The 18,389-nt window shown below is 32.3% G+C and carries 16 protein-coding genes; 12 read left to right on the top strand and 4 right to left on the bottom strand.

The window, feature by feature from the left end; translation table 11 throughout:
* The first annotated feature begins 42 nt into the window (after positions 1 to 42).
* Positions 43 to 1,008, top strand: coding sequence for a CAP domain-containing protein (locus tag ACY191_RS09720; RefSeq protein ID WP_463270015.1), 966 nt, complete (start codon positions 43 to 45; stop codon positions 1,006 to 1,008).
* Positions 1,009 to 1,215: 207 nt separating this feature from the next.
* Here ACY191_RS09720 and lexA read toward each other — a convergent pair whose 3' ends face one another.
* On the bottom strand, positions 1,216 to 1,839 hold the full coding sequence (gene lexA / locus ACY191_RS09715) for a transcriptional repressor LexA (protein ID WP_042738782.1): 624 nt from the start codon (positions 1,837 to 1,839) through the stop codon (positions 1,216 to 1,218).
* Positions 1,840 to 1,983: 144 nt separating this feature from the next.
* On the opposite strand from lexA, the gene sosA reads away from it, so the two are divergent.
* From sosA to sbcC, 8 genes are all read left to right on the top strand, one after another.
* Positions 1,984 to 2,226, top strand: coding sequence for a DNA damage-induced cell division inhibitor SosA (sosA, locus tag ACY191_RS09710; protein WP_119625390.1), 243 nt, complete (start codon positions 1,984 to 1,986; stop codon positions 2,224 to 2,226).
* 117 nt (positions 2,227 to 2,343) lie between these two features.
* On the top strand, positions 2,344 to 2,589 hold the full coding sequence (locus tag ACY191_RS09705; protein ID WP_229367166.1) for a DUF896 domain-containing protein: 246 nt from the start codon (positions 2,344 to 2,346) through the stop codon (positions 2,587 to 2,589).
* 81 nt (positions 2,590 to 2,670) lie between these two features.
* Complete coding sequence (gene tkt / locus ACY191_RS09700) at positions 2,671 to 4,659, top strand: transketolase (RefSeq protein ID WP_229367167.1); 1,989 nt, start codon at positions 2,671 to 2,673, stop codon at positions 4,657 to 4,659.
* Between the two features lie 211 nt (positions 4,660 to 4,870).
* Positions 4,871 to 5,110: a YneF family protein gene (locus tag ACY191_RS09695; protein ID WP_042738778.1), complete on the top strand. Its 240-nt coding sequence runs from the start codon at positions 4,871 to 4,873 to the stop codon at positions 5,108 to 5,110.
* A 554-nt stretch (positions 5,111 to 5,664) separates the two neighbouring features.
* Positions 5,665 to 5,850, top strand: a complete 186-nt coding sequence (locus ACY191_RS09690; RefSeq protein WP_042738777.1) for a hypothetical protein — start codon at positions 5,665 to 5,667, stop codon at positions 5,848 to 5,850.
* Between the two features lie 248 nt (positions 5,851 to 6,098).
* Positions 6,099 to 6,566, top strand: coding sequence for a CcdC family protein (locus tag ACY191_RS09685; RefSeq protein ID WP_229367168.1), 468 nt, complete (start codon positions 6,099 to 6,101; stop codon positions 6,564 to 6,566).
* A gap of 108 nt (positions 6,567 to 6,674) precedes the next feature.
* The gene (gene sbcD / locus ACY191_RS09680) at positions 6,675 to 7,811 is read left to right on the top strand and encodes an exonuclease subunit SbcD (protein WP_229367169.1); all 1,137 of its coding nucleotides are present in this window, start codon (positions 6,675 to 6,677) and stop codon (positions 7,809 to 7,811) included.
* On the top strand, positions 7,808 to 10,837 hold the full coding sequence (gene sbcC, locus ACY191_RS09675) for an exonuclease subunit SbcC (RefSeq protein ID WP_229367170.1): 3,030 nt from the start codon (positions 7,808 to 7,810) through the stop codon (positions 10,835 to 10,837). Before sbcD ends, sbcC begins: the two co-directional genes overlap by 4 nt.
* A gap of 197 nt (positions 10,838 to 11,034) precedes the next feature.
* On the opposite strand, the gene mscL is transcribed toward sbcC, so the two are convergent.
* The gene (gene mscL, locus ACY191_RS09670; protein WP_229367171.1) at positions 11,035 to 11,388 is read right to left on the bottom strand and encodes a large conductance mechanosensitive channel protein MscL; all 354 of its coding nucleotides are present in this window, start codon (positions 11,386 to 11,388) and stop codon (positions 11,035 to 11,037) included.
* Between the two features lie 207 nt (positions 11,389 to 11,595).
* Here mscL and ACY191_RS09665 point away from each other — a divergent pair, with 207 nt between their 5' ends.
* The 3 genes from ACY191_RS09665 to menI all read left to right on the top strand — a co-directional run bounded on the left by ACY191_RS09665 (position 11,596) and on the right by menI (position 16,845).
* Positions 11,596 to 13,239: a glycine betaine uptake BCCT transporter gene (locus tag ACY191_RS09665; RefSeq protein WP_042738772.1), complete on the top strand. Its 1,644-nt coding sequence runs from the start codon at positions 11,596 to 11,598 to the stop codon at positions 13,237 to 13,239.
* 342 nt (positions 13,240 to 13,581) lie between these two features.
* Positions 13,582 to 16,284: an aconitate hydratase AcnA gene (gene acnA / locus ACY191_RS09660; RefSeq protein ID WP_042738771.1), complete on the top strand. Its 2,703-nt coding sequence runs from the start codon at positions 13,582 to 13,584 to the stop codon at positions 16,282 to 16,284.
* Between the two features lie 114 nt (positions 16,285 to 16,398).
* Positions 16,399 to 16,845 carry a 1,4-dihydroxy-2-naphthoyl-CoA hydrolase MenI gene (menI, locus tag ACY191_RS09655; RefSeq protein ID WP_042738770.1) on the top strand — a complete coding sequence of 149 codons (447 nt, stop codon included), beginning with the start codon at positions 16,399 to 16,401 and terminating at the stop codon, positions 16,843 to 16,845.
* A gap of 230 nt (positions 16,846 to 17,075) precedes the next feature.
* Here menI and ACY191_RS09650 read toward each other — a convergent pair whose 3' ends face one another.
* A complete protein-coding gene (locus ACY191_RS09650) occupies positions 17,076 to 17,372 on the bottom strand; it encodes a HesB/YadR/YfhF family protein (protein WP_042738769.1) in 297 nt (98 codons plus the stop codon).
* 326 nt (positions 17,373 to 17,698) lie between these two features.
* Positions 17,699 to 18,307 carry a glycerol-3-phosphate 1-O-acyltransferase PlsY gene (gene plsY / locus ACY191_RS09645; protein ID WP_463270014.1) on the bottom strand — a complete coding sequence of 203 codons (609 nt, stop codon included), beginning with the start codon at positions 18,305 to 18,307 and terminating at the stop codon, positions 17,699 to 17,701.
* Positions 18,308 to 18,389: the final 82 nt, after the last annotated feature.

Genomic DNA, 18,389 nt, shown 5'->3' with positions numbered 1-18,389 from the left:
AAATTAATAGGATATATCGTTGTTATATTATTAATTGTATTAGTGATACCTGTTAAAGAATTTAAGCCGGTCGTTGGATTTGAACAACAATTTAAGTCTAAAGTAGCCAGTTGGACTTCAGGAACAACGACATCAAATAAGCCATTAAAAGCACCTAGCAAACAAGCTTTTGCAGTAAATAATATTCAAATGAATATGGATAAGTCTACTGTTACTGAAAAGTTAGGGAAACCCAAACGTATAACCACTAATGAATATGGTACAAAATGGTACACTTACTATTCTGATGACTATAGATCGTTTGTAATGGTAAGTTATATTGATAATAAAGTAAACGGGCTGTATAGCAATCAAAACGTAATCTCATCAAAAAGCAAAATAAAATATGGAACACCAAAATCTACTGTTCGTGATAGATTAGGAACGCCGATAACTGAAATTAGAAAAGGTCATACAAATTATGAAATTAAAGATGACGAGTATGATACTTTCCATGATGATCAAATATATACAACAGCTTTTTATGATAAACATAGTGATAATAATTTAACTGCCATATTACAAGTGAGTGAGAGAATGGAATCACGATTGCAGCAACAATATGGAGCGCCGTCAGATGAATTAGCACACAGCTTTGAACTACAAAATTTTGATTTGGTTAATGCTGAAAGAGTACAACATGAACTGCCGACACTAAAATATTCTGAAAGCATTTCTGATACAGCGAGAAAGCATAGTGAAGATATGGCTAATAAGAATTATTTTGATCATACTGACTTGGAAGGTAATTCACCATTTGATCGATTAGAAGCATATGGACATGATTTTAGTGCAGCAGGAGAAAACTTAGCATATGGTCAAACGAGCAGTATATATGCGCATCAAGGACTAATGAATTCACTCGGTCATCGGAAAAATATTCTGAAACGAGACTTCAATACACTTGGCGTAGGTGTTGAATTTAATAATAATAGACAACCATATTGGACAGAAAATTATACAGGATAATGTTTGATTTTCTTGTTTAAAGGGTATCCTTTAACTTGTAGAGGATGAGTTAGTTATGACAACAAAAAAAACAGATAAAACAGATGATATACTAGAAAAAATTAAAGAAGTCTTAGAGAAAAAAGACGAGAAATAAGAGGTTAAGCATTATGCTTAACCTCTTATTTTTATTGATATATAACTGTAACCAATAAAAGTTATATCTATCTACATTTCACGGAAAAGACCGACCACTTTACCTAACACAGAAACTTGTTCTAAATATATTGGATCCATAGAACTGTTCTCAGGTTGTAAACGATAACGCGCTTTTTCTTTATAGAAACGTTTGACAGTTGCTTCATTTTCTTCGGTCATAGCAACGATAATATCACCGTTTTCTGCAATAGTTTGGCTACGAACAATTACTTTGTCTCCATCTAATATACCTGCTTCAATCATACTATCTCCAACGACATTTAAAATGAAGATATCACTATTATGAGTAGAAGTAAAATGCTCTGGAAGTGGAAAATATTCTTCGACATTTTCTACAGCAGTTATTGGAATACCTGCTGTAACTTTACCTATAACGGGAACATGAATTGTTTCTTCCATGTTCACAGGTTCGCCAATAGATTCACTTACTATTTCAATTGCTCTTGGCTTCGTTGGGTCTCGTTTAATATAGCCCTTTTCTTCAAGTCGTGATAGGTGTCCATGCACTGTAGAACTAGAAGCAAGGCCTACAGCTTCACCAATCTCTCTAACACTTGGAGGATAGCCTTTTGATTGAACAGTTTGCTTGATATATTCAAAAATTTCATTTTGTCGTTTCGTTAATTCTCTCATAATTTAGGCACTCCCTAGCTTTAATTTAGTTACATTATAGCATGGGCTAACAATTTTTACAAACGTTTGTTCGTTTTGCTATTGACTAAGAACAGATGTTCTGATAAATTGTTAATACAAACAAATGTTCTAGGAGTGGAAATTATGATTAAATTATATAAATCGCAAGTTAAGACGTATCTAATGGTATTAGTTGCTACAATGTTATTATGTACTATATTTATATTAACGGCACATCATAGTGATGGGACAGAACAAACGTACGAAATGACTGATCATAATGTTACTGAAAATATTAATCAAGATAAAGAAAAAGCACAAAGTGATCATCAAGACAGCGAACAAAGCGAACATCAAGTTACACCACTTATAGCTGCCGTAAACTAATCAATTTATTTGGGATGAACAAGTTAATAGAATAAATGGGATAAAATAAGCGAAACTATTTAGTTTCGCTTATTTTTTTGTTATATTCTTTTATATTAATGATAACGGAGGTTTATTATGGGAAACATTGATGGCGTAGACTTGGATAGAATTAATGAGCTCGCAAAGAAGAAAAAGACAGAAGGCTTAACTCAAGCCGAAGCTAAAGAACAATCCAAGCTAAGAAAAGCATACTTAGACTCATTTAGAGAGAAATTTAAACAACAATTAGAAAGCACACGAGTAATTGACCCTGAAGGTAATGACGTTACTCCAGAAAAAGTAAAAAATATTTTAGATTCAAAAAATAATCAAGGCAAATAGCAATTCAATTTTTTGTTAATTTTCTGTTAAATCATGTATAATAAGAATTAAACTAGCTAGAAGAAAGGAAGTCATTTTAAGATGAATAATCAAAAAGATCAATTAGCGATAGATACAATTAGAGCTTTGAGTATCGACGCAGTTGAACAAGCAAACTCAGGTCACCCAGGTTTACCAATGGGCGCAGCACCAATGGCATATACGCTTTGGACTCGTCATTTAAACTTTAATCCCCAATCAAAAGATTTCTTTGACAGAGATCGATTTGTATTATCAGCCGGTCATGGCTCAGCTTTACTTTATAGTTTATTACATGTTTCTGGTAGTTTAGAATTGGAAGAATTAAAACAATTTAGACAATGGGGTTCAAAAACACCAGGTCATCCAGAATATAGACATACTGATGGTGTAGAAGTAACAACTGGCCCACTTGGACAAGGGTTTGCAATGTCAGTAGGTTTTGCAATGGCTGAGAAACATCTAGCAGGTAAGTTTAATAAAGAAGATGCTAAAGTTGTTGATCATTATACTTATGTACTTGCTTCAGATGGAGATTTAATGGAAGGTATTTCACATGAAGCTGCTTCATTAGCAGGTCACAATCAATTAGATAAATTAATAGTATTATATGATTCAAATGATATCTCATTAGATGGAGATTTAAACAAGGCTTTCTCTGAAGATGTTAAAGGTAGATTTGAAGCATATGGTTGGAAACATATCTTAGTTAAAGAAGGCAATGACATCGATGCAATTGATAAAGCTATCGAAGAAGCTAAAGCACAAGATGTTCCTACTATTATTGAAATAAAAACAATTATTGGTTATGGTTCACCTAATAAACAAGCAACACATGGTGTGCACGGTGCACCTTTAGGTGAAGATGAAAGAAAATTAACTTTCGAACAATATGGCTTAGACCCAGACCAACGTTTCAACGTACCTCAAGAAGTTTATGAAATATTCCAACAAAGTATGTTAAAACGTGCAAACGAAAAAGAAGAAGCTTGGGAAAAACTAGTTGAAGACTATACTTCTAAATATCCAGAATTAGCTGAAGAATTCAAATTAGCTATTAGTGGTAAGTTACCAGTGGACTACAAAGAAGCGTTACCTGAATTTGAAGCTGGACACAGTGGTGCGTCACGTGCTGATTCTGGTGAAGTTATTCAAGCAATTAGTAAATCAGTACCTTCATTCTTTGGTGGTTCAGCCGATTTAGCTGGTTCAAACAAATCTAATGTTAAAGATGCAAGTGACTTTAACAAAGAAACACCAGAAGGTAAAAATATTTGGTTCGGTGTACGTGAATTTGCAATGGGTGCTGCAGTTAATGGTATGGCAGCGCATGGTGGATTACATCCATACGGTGCAACGTTCTTCGTATTTAGTGACTACTTGAAACCAGCATTAAGATTATCATCAATCATGGGCTTAAATTCAACATTCATCTTTACACATGATTCAATTGCTGTAGGTGAAGATGGTCCAACACATGAACCAATTGAACAATTAGCAGGTTTACGTGCGATTCCTAACATGAACGTGATTCGTCCAGCTGATGGTAATGAAACACGTGTTGCTTGGGAAGTAGCATTAGAATCAGAAGGCACACCAACTTCATTAGTATTGACTCGTCAAAACCTTACTGCTATGGACCTTCCTAAAGAAACAGTTGAAGAAGGTGTACGTAAAGGTGGTTATGTAGTATTTGAGTCTGACAAAGACGCAGAATATTTATTATTAGCAACTGGTTCAGAAGTAAACTTAGCTATCGAAGCTGCTAATGATTTAGAAGCACAAGGTAAAGGTGTACGTGTTGTTTCTATGCCGAACTGGAATGCATTTGATCAACAATCAGCTGAATATAAAGAGTCAGTATTACCAGCAGCAATCACTAAACGTGTTGCAATTGAAATGGGCTCTTCTCTTGGTTGGCATAAATATGTAGGTACTGAAGGTAAAGTCATTGGTATTGATGGCTTTGGTGCAAGTGCCCCTGGAGATTTAGTAGTTGAAAAATATGGCTTCACTAAAGAAAATGTTCTTAACCAAGTTCAATCACTTTAATAATTACTAAATTTGACAGTTAACACTAAGTGGTATGGGAGCTATTGTCCCATACCACTTTTTAGTTATTAGAGATGCTTATCCCATGTTTACAAATTGATTCTGTAATTGATATAATACTTTAGGTTAGGGCAATTATAAAATTCAGGTTCTCTTGAAATAGAGTACTAATTTTAGTAAAATGCATTAGGATAGGAAAGTGGGTGAAACAATGGTAACTTGGTTAGCAATTTTATTAATCGTGTTAGCACTTATACTTGGTTTAGTGGGTGGATTTTTCCTTGCAAGAAAATATATGATGGATTATCTTAAAAAGAACCCACCAATTAATGAAGAAATGCTACGTATGATGATGATGCAAATGGGTCAAAAACCATCTCAAAAGAAAATAAATCAAATGATGACAATGATGAATAAAAATCAAGAAGACGCTATGAAGAAAAAGAAATAGCGCGTCATTAAAGGGCTGAAGGTTACTTGTAAAAAAGTAACTTTTGGCTCTTTTTTTGTTCGTGGTACCATAGTGGTACCAAAAAATTTTTTCAACGCGTATATTTCTTTAAGTTTTATCTAAAATTTCTGTTACTTCACTTTCAATGTTCGAGTATAAATGTCCGTAGATGTTCGCTGTTGTCAGTATATCTTCATGTCCTAAATGTATAGATAGGTTGTACATAGTTCACATTTATCATTAATTGACTTATGAATGAATACTTAATAAAAGCTATATATTATGTACTTATGACAGAAAGTATAAATGTAACAACAATAAGCACAATCATTTTAATATGTTATAAACAAATTGTTTTATGGAAAATCTGAAATGTTATCACGTTTATCATTTGAAACGTTTTTAATGAATTTATCATCTTCAAACAATAATATATAGGAATAGTTTGGAATTATTGTATGCCAATTTGGAAATGTTTTTTAAATATTCAGAAAATATTTTGATTCAGAAAATCTTTTTGCTATAATGTTTAAACATAAGGGAGGTAGTAATAAGTGAAAGATGCCTATGAAATGGAAGATAAGGAAGTATTAGACCGTCTTGCCAATGTGCACATTAACTTTCCTGATGAGCAAGCATTTAAGAAATACCACAATGCTATGCAAATTCATGATATGAATTATTTAAGATTTACATTGAATAACGCATACTCTGCTTGTGACAATAAACAAGCATTGTAGATAAAAGCGATTTAAGTCTGAATGAACTTACACTTATTGCAAACCAAGTGCTTATAATGCATTTGGTTTGTTTTTTTCGTGCTGAAAATGAGTCTTAAGTTATTTATATAGAAAATTAATGGGTATTTTAAACTATTTGGAATATGACAGAATTTTGAATTGAGATAAAACAACTGATAAAATCAAAATTTAATGATATACTGACCAAGTAATAAATCATCTTGTATAAACTTAAAGAAGGTGTCAACGTGTTATATTTAATCTTTTCTATTTTATTTGCATTTTTGATGGGAATTGCTGTCATTATAATCAGAATGAAAGCTCAACAATTTCCAGTAAATGAAAAGAAAATTATATTACCGCCATTTTTTATGGCTACAGGAGCATTAATGTATGTAGTGCCCTATTTTAGACTGACAGGATTAGAAATTATTGAATGTATTGTGTTGGGCGTATTATTTTCTACGATATTGATGTGGACTTCTAGATTTGAAACACATGGTAGTGAAATATATATGAAACGTTCTAAGGCTTTCCCAATTATACTTATATCATTGTTATTGGTTCGTACATTAATTAAGATATTTATTAGTAATAAGATTGATCCAGGTGAAATTGCAGGTATGTTTTTCTTATTAGCTTTTTGTATGATAGTTCCATGGCGCTTAGCGATGTTATATAAATATAGGAAAGTTAAACAAACACTAATTCAATAGTTCGTATGCCGTTTATCTCGTGGATAAACGGTTTTTTTATAGACTTGCGATAGCTTTCAAAATATATTATGATATATACGAACAAACGTTCTTATAAGGGGTGTAAATATGAAGATTATACATACTGCTGACTGGCATCTTGGCAGAATAATCAATGGCAAATCATTATTAGAGGATCAAGCATATATATTAGAGCAATTTATCGATGAAATGGAGCAGCAGCAGCCTGATGTCATCGTTATAGCGGGCGATTTATATGATACAAGCTATCCGAATAAAGAAGCGATATTGCTATTGGAACATACGATTAGACGACTTAATTTGGATATGGGGATCGCAGTTATTATGATAAGTGGTAATCATGATAGTAAAGAACGTTTGCATTATGGGTCAACTTGGTTTGAAAAATCAAATTTATTTATACGAACAAGTTTAGATGATATCAATAAACCAATTACTATAGCTAATGTTGATTTTTATACTTTGCCATTTGCAACAGTTAACGAAGTGCAGCAATTCTTTGATGACGATAGTCTGGAAACTCATCAACAATGCTTAGCAAAATCATTATCCTACATAAATCAATCACTAAATAAAGAGAAACTAAATATTTTAATTGGTCATTTAACAGTTCAAGGTGGTTTACGTTCTGAGTCAGAGCGTCCTTTAACTATTGGAACGGTTGAATCTGTTGAGGCTGATAGCTTTAAGCAATTTGATAGAGTGTTGTTAGGACATTTACATCATCCTTTTAGTATTGAATCGGATTACATAAGTTATAGCGGTTCATTATTACAATATTCATTTTCAGAGGTGAATCAACCTAAAGGTTATAAGTGTCTTGAAATTATTGACGGTGCAATTGTAAAGGAACAATTTATAAAAATGCAGCCATTAAGAAAGTTAGAAGTAGTAAGTGGTGATTATGAAGATGCTATACAAGAAAGGTTAAATGTTAATAATAAAGATAATTATTTACATTTTAAATTAAAGCACATGTCTCATGTAAATGATCCGATGATGCATTTAAAACAGGTTTACCCTAACACTTTAGCATTAACGAATGAAACGTTTGACTTCAATACGCCGCTTTATGAAAGAAATGAAGAGATACAAAAGTTAAATGATGAGGAAATCATCTCTCGATTTTATGAATATATAACTGATGAAGGATTAACTGAAACACAAAATACTAAACTTGAAGCAGTATTAAATGACATGCTTGAAGGGGGTTCGACAAAATGAGACCATTGACATTAAAATTAAATAATTTCGGTCCTTTTTTGCAAGAAACCATTGATTTTGATAATGTTCGTAACAATCAATTGTTTTTAATTAGTGGAAAGACGGGTTCCGGTAAGACAATGATCTTTGATGCTATGGTATATGCTTTATTTGGTGAGGCATCAACAAATGATAGACAAGAAGGCGATTTAAGAAGTCACTTTGCAGATGGTAAGTCACCCATGTCTGTAGAATTTGAATTTAAATTGAAGGAAGCAAAGTTTAAAATAGTGAGACAAGGCGCATTTGTCAAAGAAGGTAATAAAAATAAAACCCTTGGTCAATTAGCTGTCTATCAGTTAGAAGATGATGTATATTCATTGAGAGAAAGTAAAATTATCCAAGGGAATAATTTTATTAAAGAATTGTTAGGTGTGAATGCTGAACAGTTTAGACAGTTATTTATTTTACCTCAAGGTGAATTTAAGCGATTCTTACTTTCAAGAAGTAAAGAAAAGCAATCAATTTTAAGGACACTTTTTAACAGTGAACGCTTTGAACAAATTCAAAAAAGATTGATAGATGAGGTCTCAGAAGTTCGAACTTTAATTGAGAAACGATATAATAGTTTGGAAAATAATTGGCAAGATATTAATGCATTTGAAGACGATCTATTGAATCAATATAAATTAATTAGCTCAAGACAAACAAATAGAGTACTTGAAGCGCTTCCTGAATTTACTGATAAAGGCCAGTCAATACAACAAGGACTTATAGAGGATAAAGCTAAGCAGGAATCAGCAGTTCGAACAATTAAGGACAATTTAGAGTTAAATTTAAAATTAGAAAAAGATCTAGTTATGTTAGATCAAAAACAACAAGAATTAGAAAATCTTAAGCAGAGGCAACAAGATATTTCGGAAAAAACACAATTATTAAATGATTTAAATGAAGTAAAGCCACTAGTTAATTTAATTGAATCACAAGAAAAACAACATAGTAAAAAAGAACAATTATTTAAAAATATCGATGATAAATCAATGTTGATTGCTAAAATACAAGACCGTTTAGATAAACAAAAAGACGATTTATCTAATTGTAAGAAAGGTCAACCTGAAATAGATAGTAAAAGAAAATTTTTAGAAAAATGTAGTTTGTTTTATGAAAAGAAAGACAAATACCAACAAGCATATACTCAGTTAACGGAAACGACAGTAGCACTAGAACGCAAAATTGAACAACATCAACTTAAACAAGAAGAAGTTGCAACTTTAATTGAACAATTGAATCATCGTAAACCGAATTATGCAAAGGTAGATACTATATCTACATCAATATTTGAACTTAATATGAAAATAAAGGAATTAAAGAATAATGAAATACATAAATTAGAATACGATAGATTAGTTGCTAAAAAAGAAAGTTATGCGCAACAATTGATGGGAAAACAAAGTGAAATTAAAGAACTGGAACAAGCATTACAACAAATCGACAAAACGAATTTAGATTTAAATAATAAACAAGAGCTTATTGCGACTATTCAAGCTGCCGTTCAATCTGGTGATACGTGTCCGGTTTGTGGTAAAGAGGTAGACAGTCTAGAGCAACGTATTGATTTTGATGAATTAACAAACAGACATCAGAGGTTAGCTGATATTGAGCAAGAAAAATCACAACAAATTGAATTACGAATAAAGTTAGAAAGTGATTTAAATGCCATAGAGGAGCAATTGAGCAAATATGATAAAGCTGTATTAGAGGATACGGATTATAAATCTTTAGAGCAAGAATTGTTTGTAAAACAACAAGATAAAGTTGCATTAGTAGAAGAAAATAAACAAATTGAACAACTTCAAGAGCAACTATCAAAAGCACAAGAACGTTTGCATCATTTAGAATTAGAGCAAAAATCCATTAAACATCAAGTTGAAACACATGAAATTGCAATTAATGATTTCGAAGTAACGACACAATATAATAATGTGGAAGATTTTGTAACAATCTATAAAGAAAATTTAGATAGTGTAAATGCACATGATGTGCGTGTTAAAGATTTAGAATCAAGTATCCAACAAGACAAGACGAATTTAACATTAGAAACTAATAATAAATCCTACATGCAACAAAGTGTGAATGAATTAAATGATGAGATTAATACATTAGATAACAAAATCAATGAAGAAATGGCAAAGTTAGGTTTTTCAACGTTCAATGAAGTGCAAGAAAAGATATCCAAAATACCTGAAAAAGAACAATTAGAGGTTGAAATTGAACAATATAATAAAGCTAAACAAACTTTAGAATTAGCAATTGCAGAGTTTAGCTCTTTGACTCGTGATAAAGAATTGCAAGATATAGATCGTCTTCGTGAACAATATGAAAATGAGCAGCAAAAGTTTGATTTGGTTGCAAGTGAATTGAGTAAACATGAATATAAAATGGAATTTAATGCACAGAAAATCAATGAAATTGAAAAGATTATAAACCAATTAGAAGAAGAATTAAAAGAGCAACAAGAAATATTCCAACTATCTGAAATATTATCTGGGCAAAATAATTTGAAATTAACTTTAGAGAATTATGTGCTCATTCATTATTTGGAAAGAATTTTAGCGCAAGCAAATCAGCGTTTATCACTAATGACAGGCCAACGTTATCGACTATCCAGAAGGCAACAAGTATCGAAAGGTTATAGTGGTTTAGAAATTGAAGTGTTTGATACGTATTCAAATCAAACTAGACATATAACTTCATTATCTGGTGGAGAAACATTCCAGGCATCCCTAGCACTAGCGCTTGGATTAAGTGAAGTTGTTCAAGAAGAATCCGGTGGTATTACGTTAGAATCAATGTTTGTAGATGAAGGTTTTGGTACTTTGGATCAAGAAACATTAGAAACAGCACTTGATACTTTAATGAGTTTAAAATCAACGGGACGTATGGTTGGAATTATTTCGCATGTTAGTGAATTGAAGCAACGTATTCCACTCATATTAGAAGTGCAATCAGACAATTATCAAAGTATTACAAAATTTAAACAACAATAATAATTATCATAAAATTAAATTAATATTGAAACGTGGCGAACCTTTTGTAATGCTCACCAATGGTTTGCTTATTTCATAAATAAAAAACCCCAGTAAATGCGCTTTAGCATTTACTGGGGTGTTTGCTAGAAACATTGCTCTAGACTTGTACATAAGCTTCACATTTATGAGAAATTTATGTAGTAGCAAAATATAAATTAATTTTGTTCACGTAATAAATCACGGATTTCAGTAAGCAATACTGTGTTTTCTTCGATTTCTTCCTCTTCTTCTTTTCTCATCAATGTGTTTGCAATTTTCACGAAAATGAATAAAGCAAAAGCAATAATAATGAAGTCGATGATAGATTGAACGAACATACCGTATTTAATACCCATGAATGACCAACTTTTAGCAAAATCAACTGTACCAAAGATCAAACCAATTAATGGCATAATAATGTATGTAACTAAAGCGGTAACGATTTTGTTGAATGCTGCCCCCATAACTACGGCAACTGCTAAATCTAGTACATTTCCTTTTAAAGCAAACTCTTTAAATTCTTTTAACATTTTATTAACCTCACTTATTTTTTAAAACATAAAAATTATTATACAAGATAAATTTAAAATAGAACATACTTTTTTTAGTTGAATTTGATAATAATACATGTGTTTGTTATTCTAATAAATGATGAAACTAATGTAGATTTATTATGTTGTTTAAAATTCTACATTAGTTTTTGCAATTAAATATGACTAGAAAGGGAGTAATTATTTATGAATTCTTCTGAAAAACATGCAAATGGTAGGAAGATTTCTCCGGTTTTTATCTATAGTGCTATAATTGTCGCAATTGTTGTACTTATTGGTGCGATTTTACCAGAACAGTTTGATACAATTACGAACAATATTAAACTATGGATAACTGAAAAACTTGGTTGGTACTACTTAATTCTTACAACGTTTATCGTCTTCTTTTGTATCTTCTTAATTTTCAGCCCAATCGGGAAATTGAAATTAGGAAAGCCAAATGATAAACCAGAATTCAACACTGTATCATGGTTTGCGATGTTATTCAGTGCTGGGATGGGAATTGGTCTTGTATTCTATGGTGCTGCTGAACCTATGGCAGACTTTGCATCACCACCAAATGCAGATCCAAAAACAACAGCAGCTTACACTGAAGCATTGCGTTCTACATTCTTCCACTGGGGATTCCATGCATGGGCTATTTATGGTGTAGTTGCCTTAGCCTTAGCATATGCTCAGTTTAGAAAAGGTGAGGCAGGACTAATTTCAAGAACATTGCGTCCTTTATTAGGGAACAAAGTAGAAGGTCCAATTGGGACAATCATTGATGTATTAGCCGTATTTGCAACGGTTGTCGGTGTTGCCGTATCTTTAGGAATGGGTGCACTTCAAATCAATGGTGGACTTAACTACTTATTTGGAATTCCAAATAATGTTTGGGTTCAAGCGATTATTATTGTTGTTGTAACAATTTTATTTATAATGAGTGCTTGGTCAGGACTAAGTAAAGGTATTCAATATTTAAGTAATTTAAATATTTCGTTAGGTGCAATCTTAATGATTGCTGTATTAATTATAGGACCAACTGTACTTATTTTGAATATGATGACAAGTTCAACAGGTAGCTTATTGAATTCATTCTTATTAAATACATTTGATACAGCTGCACAAAATCCACAAAAACGTGAATGGATGTCTAGCTGGACACTTTACTATTGGGGTTGGTGGTTAAGCTGGAGCCCATTCGTAGGTATATTCATAGCACGTGTATCAAAAGGACGTTCAATAAGAGAATTTATTGCTGGTGTATTATTAGTGCCAGCATTAGTAAGTTTTGTTTGGTTCAGTGTGTTTGGGGTATTAGGTATTGAAACTGGTAAGAAACACCCTGAATTATTCAAGATGACTGCTGAAACACAATTGTTTGGTGTGTTTAATCATATTCCATTGGGAATGGTATTATCTATTATTGCATTAGTATTAATAGCATCATTCTTTATCACATCAGCCGATTCAGCAACATTTGTACTAGGTATGCAAACAACTTATGGTTCATTAGAGCCTTCTAATGTTGTAAAAGTGACTTGGGGAATTGCACAATCACTTATTGCATTTGTACTACTATTCGCTGGTGGTGGCGACGGTGCTAAAGCATTAAACGCAATTCAAAGTGCTGCTATTATAAGTGCCTTGCCATTCTCCTTTGTAGTAATTATGATGATGATTTCATTCTATAAGGATGCAAATAAAGAACGTAAATTCTTAGGATTGACGTTGACACCTAATAAACACCGTCTTCAAGAATATGTTCAACATCAACAAGATGATTTTGAAGACGATATTATACATCGTCGTAGCTCTATTAGAGAACAAGAAAAATCTGAACAATAATTTATATTAATTTAATTTTCCCTCATTTTAAATTGTTATAAATAGCGGGCATTAATTGTTACGCATTTATAACCTTTTAAATGGGGGATTTTAATTTTTAATATACATACTAATAAAATTAAACAAGGACAAAGCTTCTGAAGAAAAGTGATAATGATTCTCAATTGATAAAAATAACTTATTACACCAACGTTTCAACATAAGCATAACTTATACATGCTGATTGAAAATTCAAAACTAAATTATGAGGTTTTCTAACTTTATCCAGTTGTTTTAAATTACATATAATTATACAATTTAAGTAACGGCATATATTAATAAAAACTTTCAGGGGGGATTTATATGGCTTCAAATATTAAGCAACAAGCTAAAAAGACGTTTGACCTTAATGGTAAAACGTACACGTATTATGATTTGAACACTTTAGAAGAACAAGGTTTTACTAAAGTATCGAAATTGCCATATTCAATTAGAGTATTATTAGAATCAGTATTGAGACAAGAAGACGGATTTGTTATTACAGATGAACACATTAAAGCATTATCTGAATTTACAGAAGGTGCTGATGGTGAAGTTCCATTTAAGCCATCTCGTGTTATCTTACAAGACTTCACAGGTGTTCCTGCTGTTGTTGACTTGGCTTCATTACGTAAAGCGATGAATGACGTAGGTGGAGATTTAAACAAAATTAATCCAGAAGTACCAGTTGATTTAGTTATCGACCACTCAGTACAAGTAGATAGTTATGCCAACCCAGATGCATTAGAACGAAATATGAAATTAGAATTTGAACGTAACTATGAACGTTACCAATTCTTAAATTGGGCTACGAAAGCGTTTAATAACTATAGCGCCGTACCACCAGCAACAGGTATCGTACACCAAGTTAACTTAGAGTACTTGGCAAATGTTGTACATGCTCGTGAAGTTGATGGCGAAACAGTTACATTCCCAGACACATTAGTGGGTACTGACTCACATACGACAATGATTAACGGTCTAGGCGTATTAGGATGGGGTGTAGGTGGTATTGAAGCCGAAGCAGGTATGCTTGGTCAACCATCATATTTCCCAATTCCAGAAGTAGTTGGGGTTAGACTTTCAAATGCATTACCACAAGGTTCAACTGCAACTGACTTAGCATTACGTGTTACTCAAGAATTACGTAAAAAAGGTGTAGTTGGTAAATTTGTTGAATTCTTCGGACCAGGGGTACAACATTTACCTTTAGCTGACCGTGCAACAATTGCAAATATGGCACCTGAGTATGGTGCGACTTGTGGTTTCTTCCCAGTTGATGAAGAAGCATTAAAATATTTAAGACTAACAGGTCGTGCAGACGATCAAATCGATTTAGTTAAAAAATATTTAGAAGAAAATAGTATGTTCTTTACTGTAGATAAAGATGAACCTGAATATACAGATGTAGTTGAATTAGATTTATCAACTGTTGAAGCTTCATTATCAGGTCCTAAACGTCCACAAGATTTAATTTTCTTAAGCGACATGAAGAAAGAATTCGAAAAATCAGTTACTGCTCCAGCTGGTAACCAAGGTCATGGATTCGATGAAAGTGAATTTGATAAGAAAGCAACTATTAACTTTAAAGATGGTTCGACTTCAGAAATGAAAACAGGTGACATTGCGATTGCTGCAATCACATCATGTACGAATACATCAAACCCTTACGTTATGTTAGGTGCGGGTCTTGTTGCCAAGAAAGCAATCGAAAAAGGCTTAAAAGTACCTGAATATGTAAAAACTTCATTGGCGCCAGGTTCTAAGGTTGTAACAGGTTATTTAAGAGATGCTGGTTTACAAACATACTTAGATGAATTAGGTTTCAATTTAGTAGGTTATGGTTGTACAACATGTATCGGTAACTCTGGTCCATTGCTTGAAGAAATTGAAAAAGCAATTGCTGACGAAGATTTACTTGTTACTTCAGTACTTTCTGGTAACCGTAACTTTGAAGGACGTATCCATCCATTAGTAAAAGCTAACTATTTAGCATCTCCACAATTAGTTGTTGCCTATGCGTTAGCTGGTACAGTAGATATTGATTTACAAAATGAACCACTTGGTAAAGGTAAAGATGGAGAAGATGTATATCTTAATGATATCTGGCCAACAATTAAAGAGGTTGCTGACACTGTAGATAGTGTTGTTACTCCAGCTTTATTTAAAGAAGAATATGAAACGGTTTATAACAATAACGAAATGTGGAATGAAATTGATGTTACTGATAAACCATTATATGACTTTGATCCTGAATCAACATATATTCAAAATCCATCATTCTTCCAAAACTTATCAAAAGAGCCAGGTAAAATTGAACCATTAAATCAATTACGTGTAATGGGTAAATTTGGTGATTCAGTAACAACTGACCATATTTCTCCAGCAGGTGCTATCGGTAAAGATACGCCGGCAGGTAAATATTTATTAGAGCATAATGTACCAATTCGTGAATTTAACTCTTATGGTTCTCGTCGTGGTAACCATGAAGTAATGGTACGTGGTACTTTTGCAAACATTCGAATTAAAAACCAATTAGCACCAGGTACAGAAGGTGGATATACAACATATTGGCCAACTGGTGAACAAATGTCTATCTTTGATGCAGCAATGAAATACCGTGAAGATGGTACTGGATTAGTTGTATTAGCAGGTAATGACTACGGTATGGGTTCTTCACGTGACTGGGCAGCAAAAGGTACTAATTTATTGGGTGTTAAAACAGTAATTGCACAAAGTTATGAAAGAATTCACCGTTCTAACTTAGTAATGATGGGTGTATTACCTTTACAATTCCAAGAAGGCGAATCTGCAGATAGTTTAGGTATCGATGGTACTGAAATTATTTCAGTTGACGTTAACGAAGATGTAAAACCACATGACTTAGTTAAAGTTCAAGCTAAGAAAGAAAATGGCAAAGTAATTGAATTCGAAGCAATTGCTCGCTTCGATTCAAATGTAGAATTAGATTATTACCGTAACGGTGGTATCTTACAATTAGTATTGAGAAATAAATTAGCTCAATAATGAATAATTAGTGAGTGAAAATGATTTGTATCAAGCTGTATTAGCAATATGCTAGTACAGCTTGTTTATGTTACCATTGTCATATATGAACAATTGAAAAGAGGATATCGAGAAATGATTTATAGTATAACTGAAATAGAATCACGCTACCAAGAAACGGATCAAATGGGTGTGATTTATCATGGGAATTATCCGACATGGTTTGAAGTTGCGCGTACGGATTATATTAGTAAGTTAGGGTTTAGTTATAAAGAAATGGAAGATTCAGGTGTAATCTCTCCTGTTACAGATATTGAAATCAAGTATATTAAGTCAATTACTTATCCTGAAAAGGTGAAAATCAAAACCTGGGTTGAAAAATATACAAGATTGCGTTCAAAGTATCGGTATGAAATATATAATGAAGCAGGGGAATTAGCAACGACGGGATCAACTGTATTGACGTGTATTACAAAGTCAGACTTTAAACCAGTCCGTTTAGATAAGGCATTCCCAGATTGGCATAATACATATCAAAGTATAGAAGGCCGAAATAAAGCGGGAGAATCACTTGAGATTTGATTTGAATTAAACAGCGAACATGACCAACATAATATAATAATTTAAAAGATGGCCGTTCATCATATATGAGCGACCATCTTTTATATAAATTGCAAAATAATTTGCATTAAAATGTATACTTGAATGAGTGTTGCAATGACGTTTGAACTCAATGAAAGTAGATTATAAATATTATTGAACTCAACTAAACATCAACATGCTTTAGAATTCAACTCAAATATCATCATTACTTATTGCTTAGAATATGAGATTTCATCAATGCCATCATTTACATCAATGAATAAATTGTCATCTTGGAAATACCATAAGTCTTTTTCTGCAATTACGACATTTAAACCTTGGTAATTATTCTCATATCCAATCTCTAAGTCATTTTTACGATCAACACTAAATGCAGGACTAAATCCTTGTTTCAACTGGAATTCTCCACCATAACGAACGAAGAATTGTAAGACTTTATCATCTTCTGGTAAATCTAGTTCTTCTTTAAACCAAGATACAGCATTGTCTGAAAGTTCTATACCCATAATTAAAGTCTCCTTTCGGTTCACAAGTGGTTCACTTATGACAATTAGTTACTAATTTTTAAATTAGTATTATATTCATTACCCAATTTGGATAATGTTAAAAGCAGTATAACATAATTTTTCGATTAATTTTCTAATAAACGCTTTGTTTTAGCTAATTTTACTAAAAATCATGCTAATGACCTATATAAATAGTATAATAGAATAATGTAGAAAAAGATGTTAAGACATAAGGGTTAATATAATAAAAAAACTGAAGATAATTATACCTTCAGCTCTGATAAAAATTTATTCCCTTTTTAATTGTAACGTGGTTTTTGTAATAGTTACATCCATTTAATCTTAGGTTCTTCGCCTTTAAATATTCTAACAATATTTGAACGGTGTCTGATTATAAGTAATACTCCAACGCCGATACTAACCACAAACAAGATGTAGTCTCTAATGACTAGCGCGCCAATGACACAACAAATTGATGCAATGATACTTGATAGCGATACATACTTTGTTAAATACAAGATTCCAAAGAAAATTGCTGCTAATATTAATAATAAGACAGGATTGATACCAAGTATCACACCAGCACTTGTAGCTACTGCTTTGCCACCTTTAAATCCTAAGTATACCGGATAAACATGGCCTAGAATTGCAAATGTTCCAACAATTAGACCGTTTGTGAAGAATGTGCTAATTGCACCATCTGCGTGTACAGGTAACCATAAAGGAAAGAAAACGACAATAAATCCTTTGAAAATATCTAAGAAAGTAACTAAGAATCCAGCTGGCTTTCCTAATACTCTAAAGCTATTTGTCGCGCCAGTGTTACCACTACCAAATTGTCTAATATCTTTTTTGAAAAATAATTTTCCTATTACATAGCCACTTGGAAAAGCACCAATAAGGTAACTTAGTATTAACATGATTATTATCATCATATTCAATTACACATCCTTTAATGACATTAAAAACATTTTATCACATAAGAGGACCTTTAGACGAATAAAAATTAAAAAGAAA

It is taken from the genome of Staphylococcus sp. TCBT05, from assembly GCF_055179755.1.
This window is presented reverse-complemented; position numbering and strand designations above follow the sequence as displayed.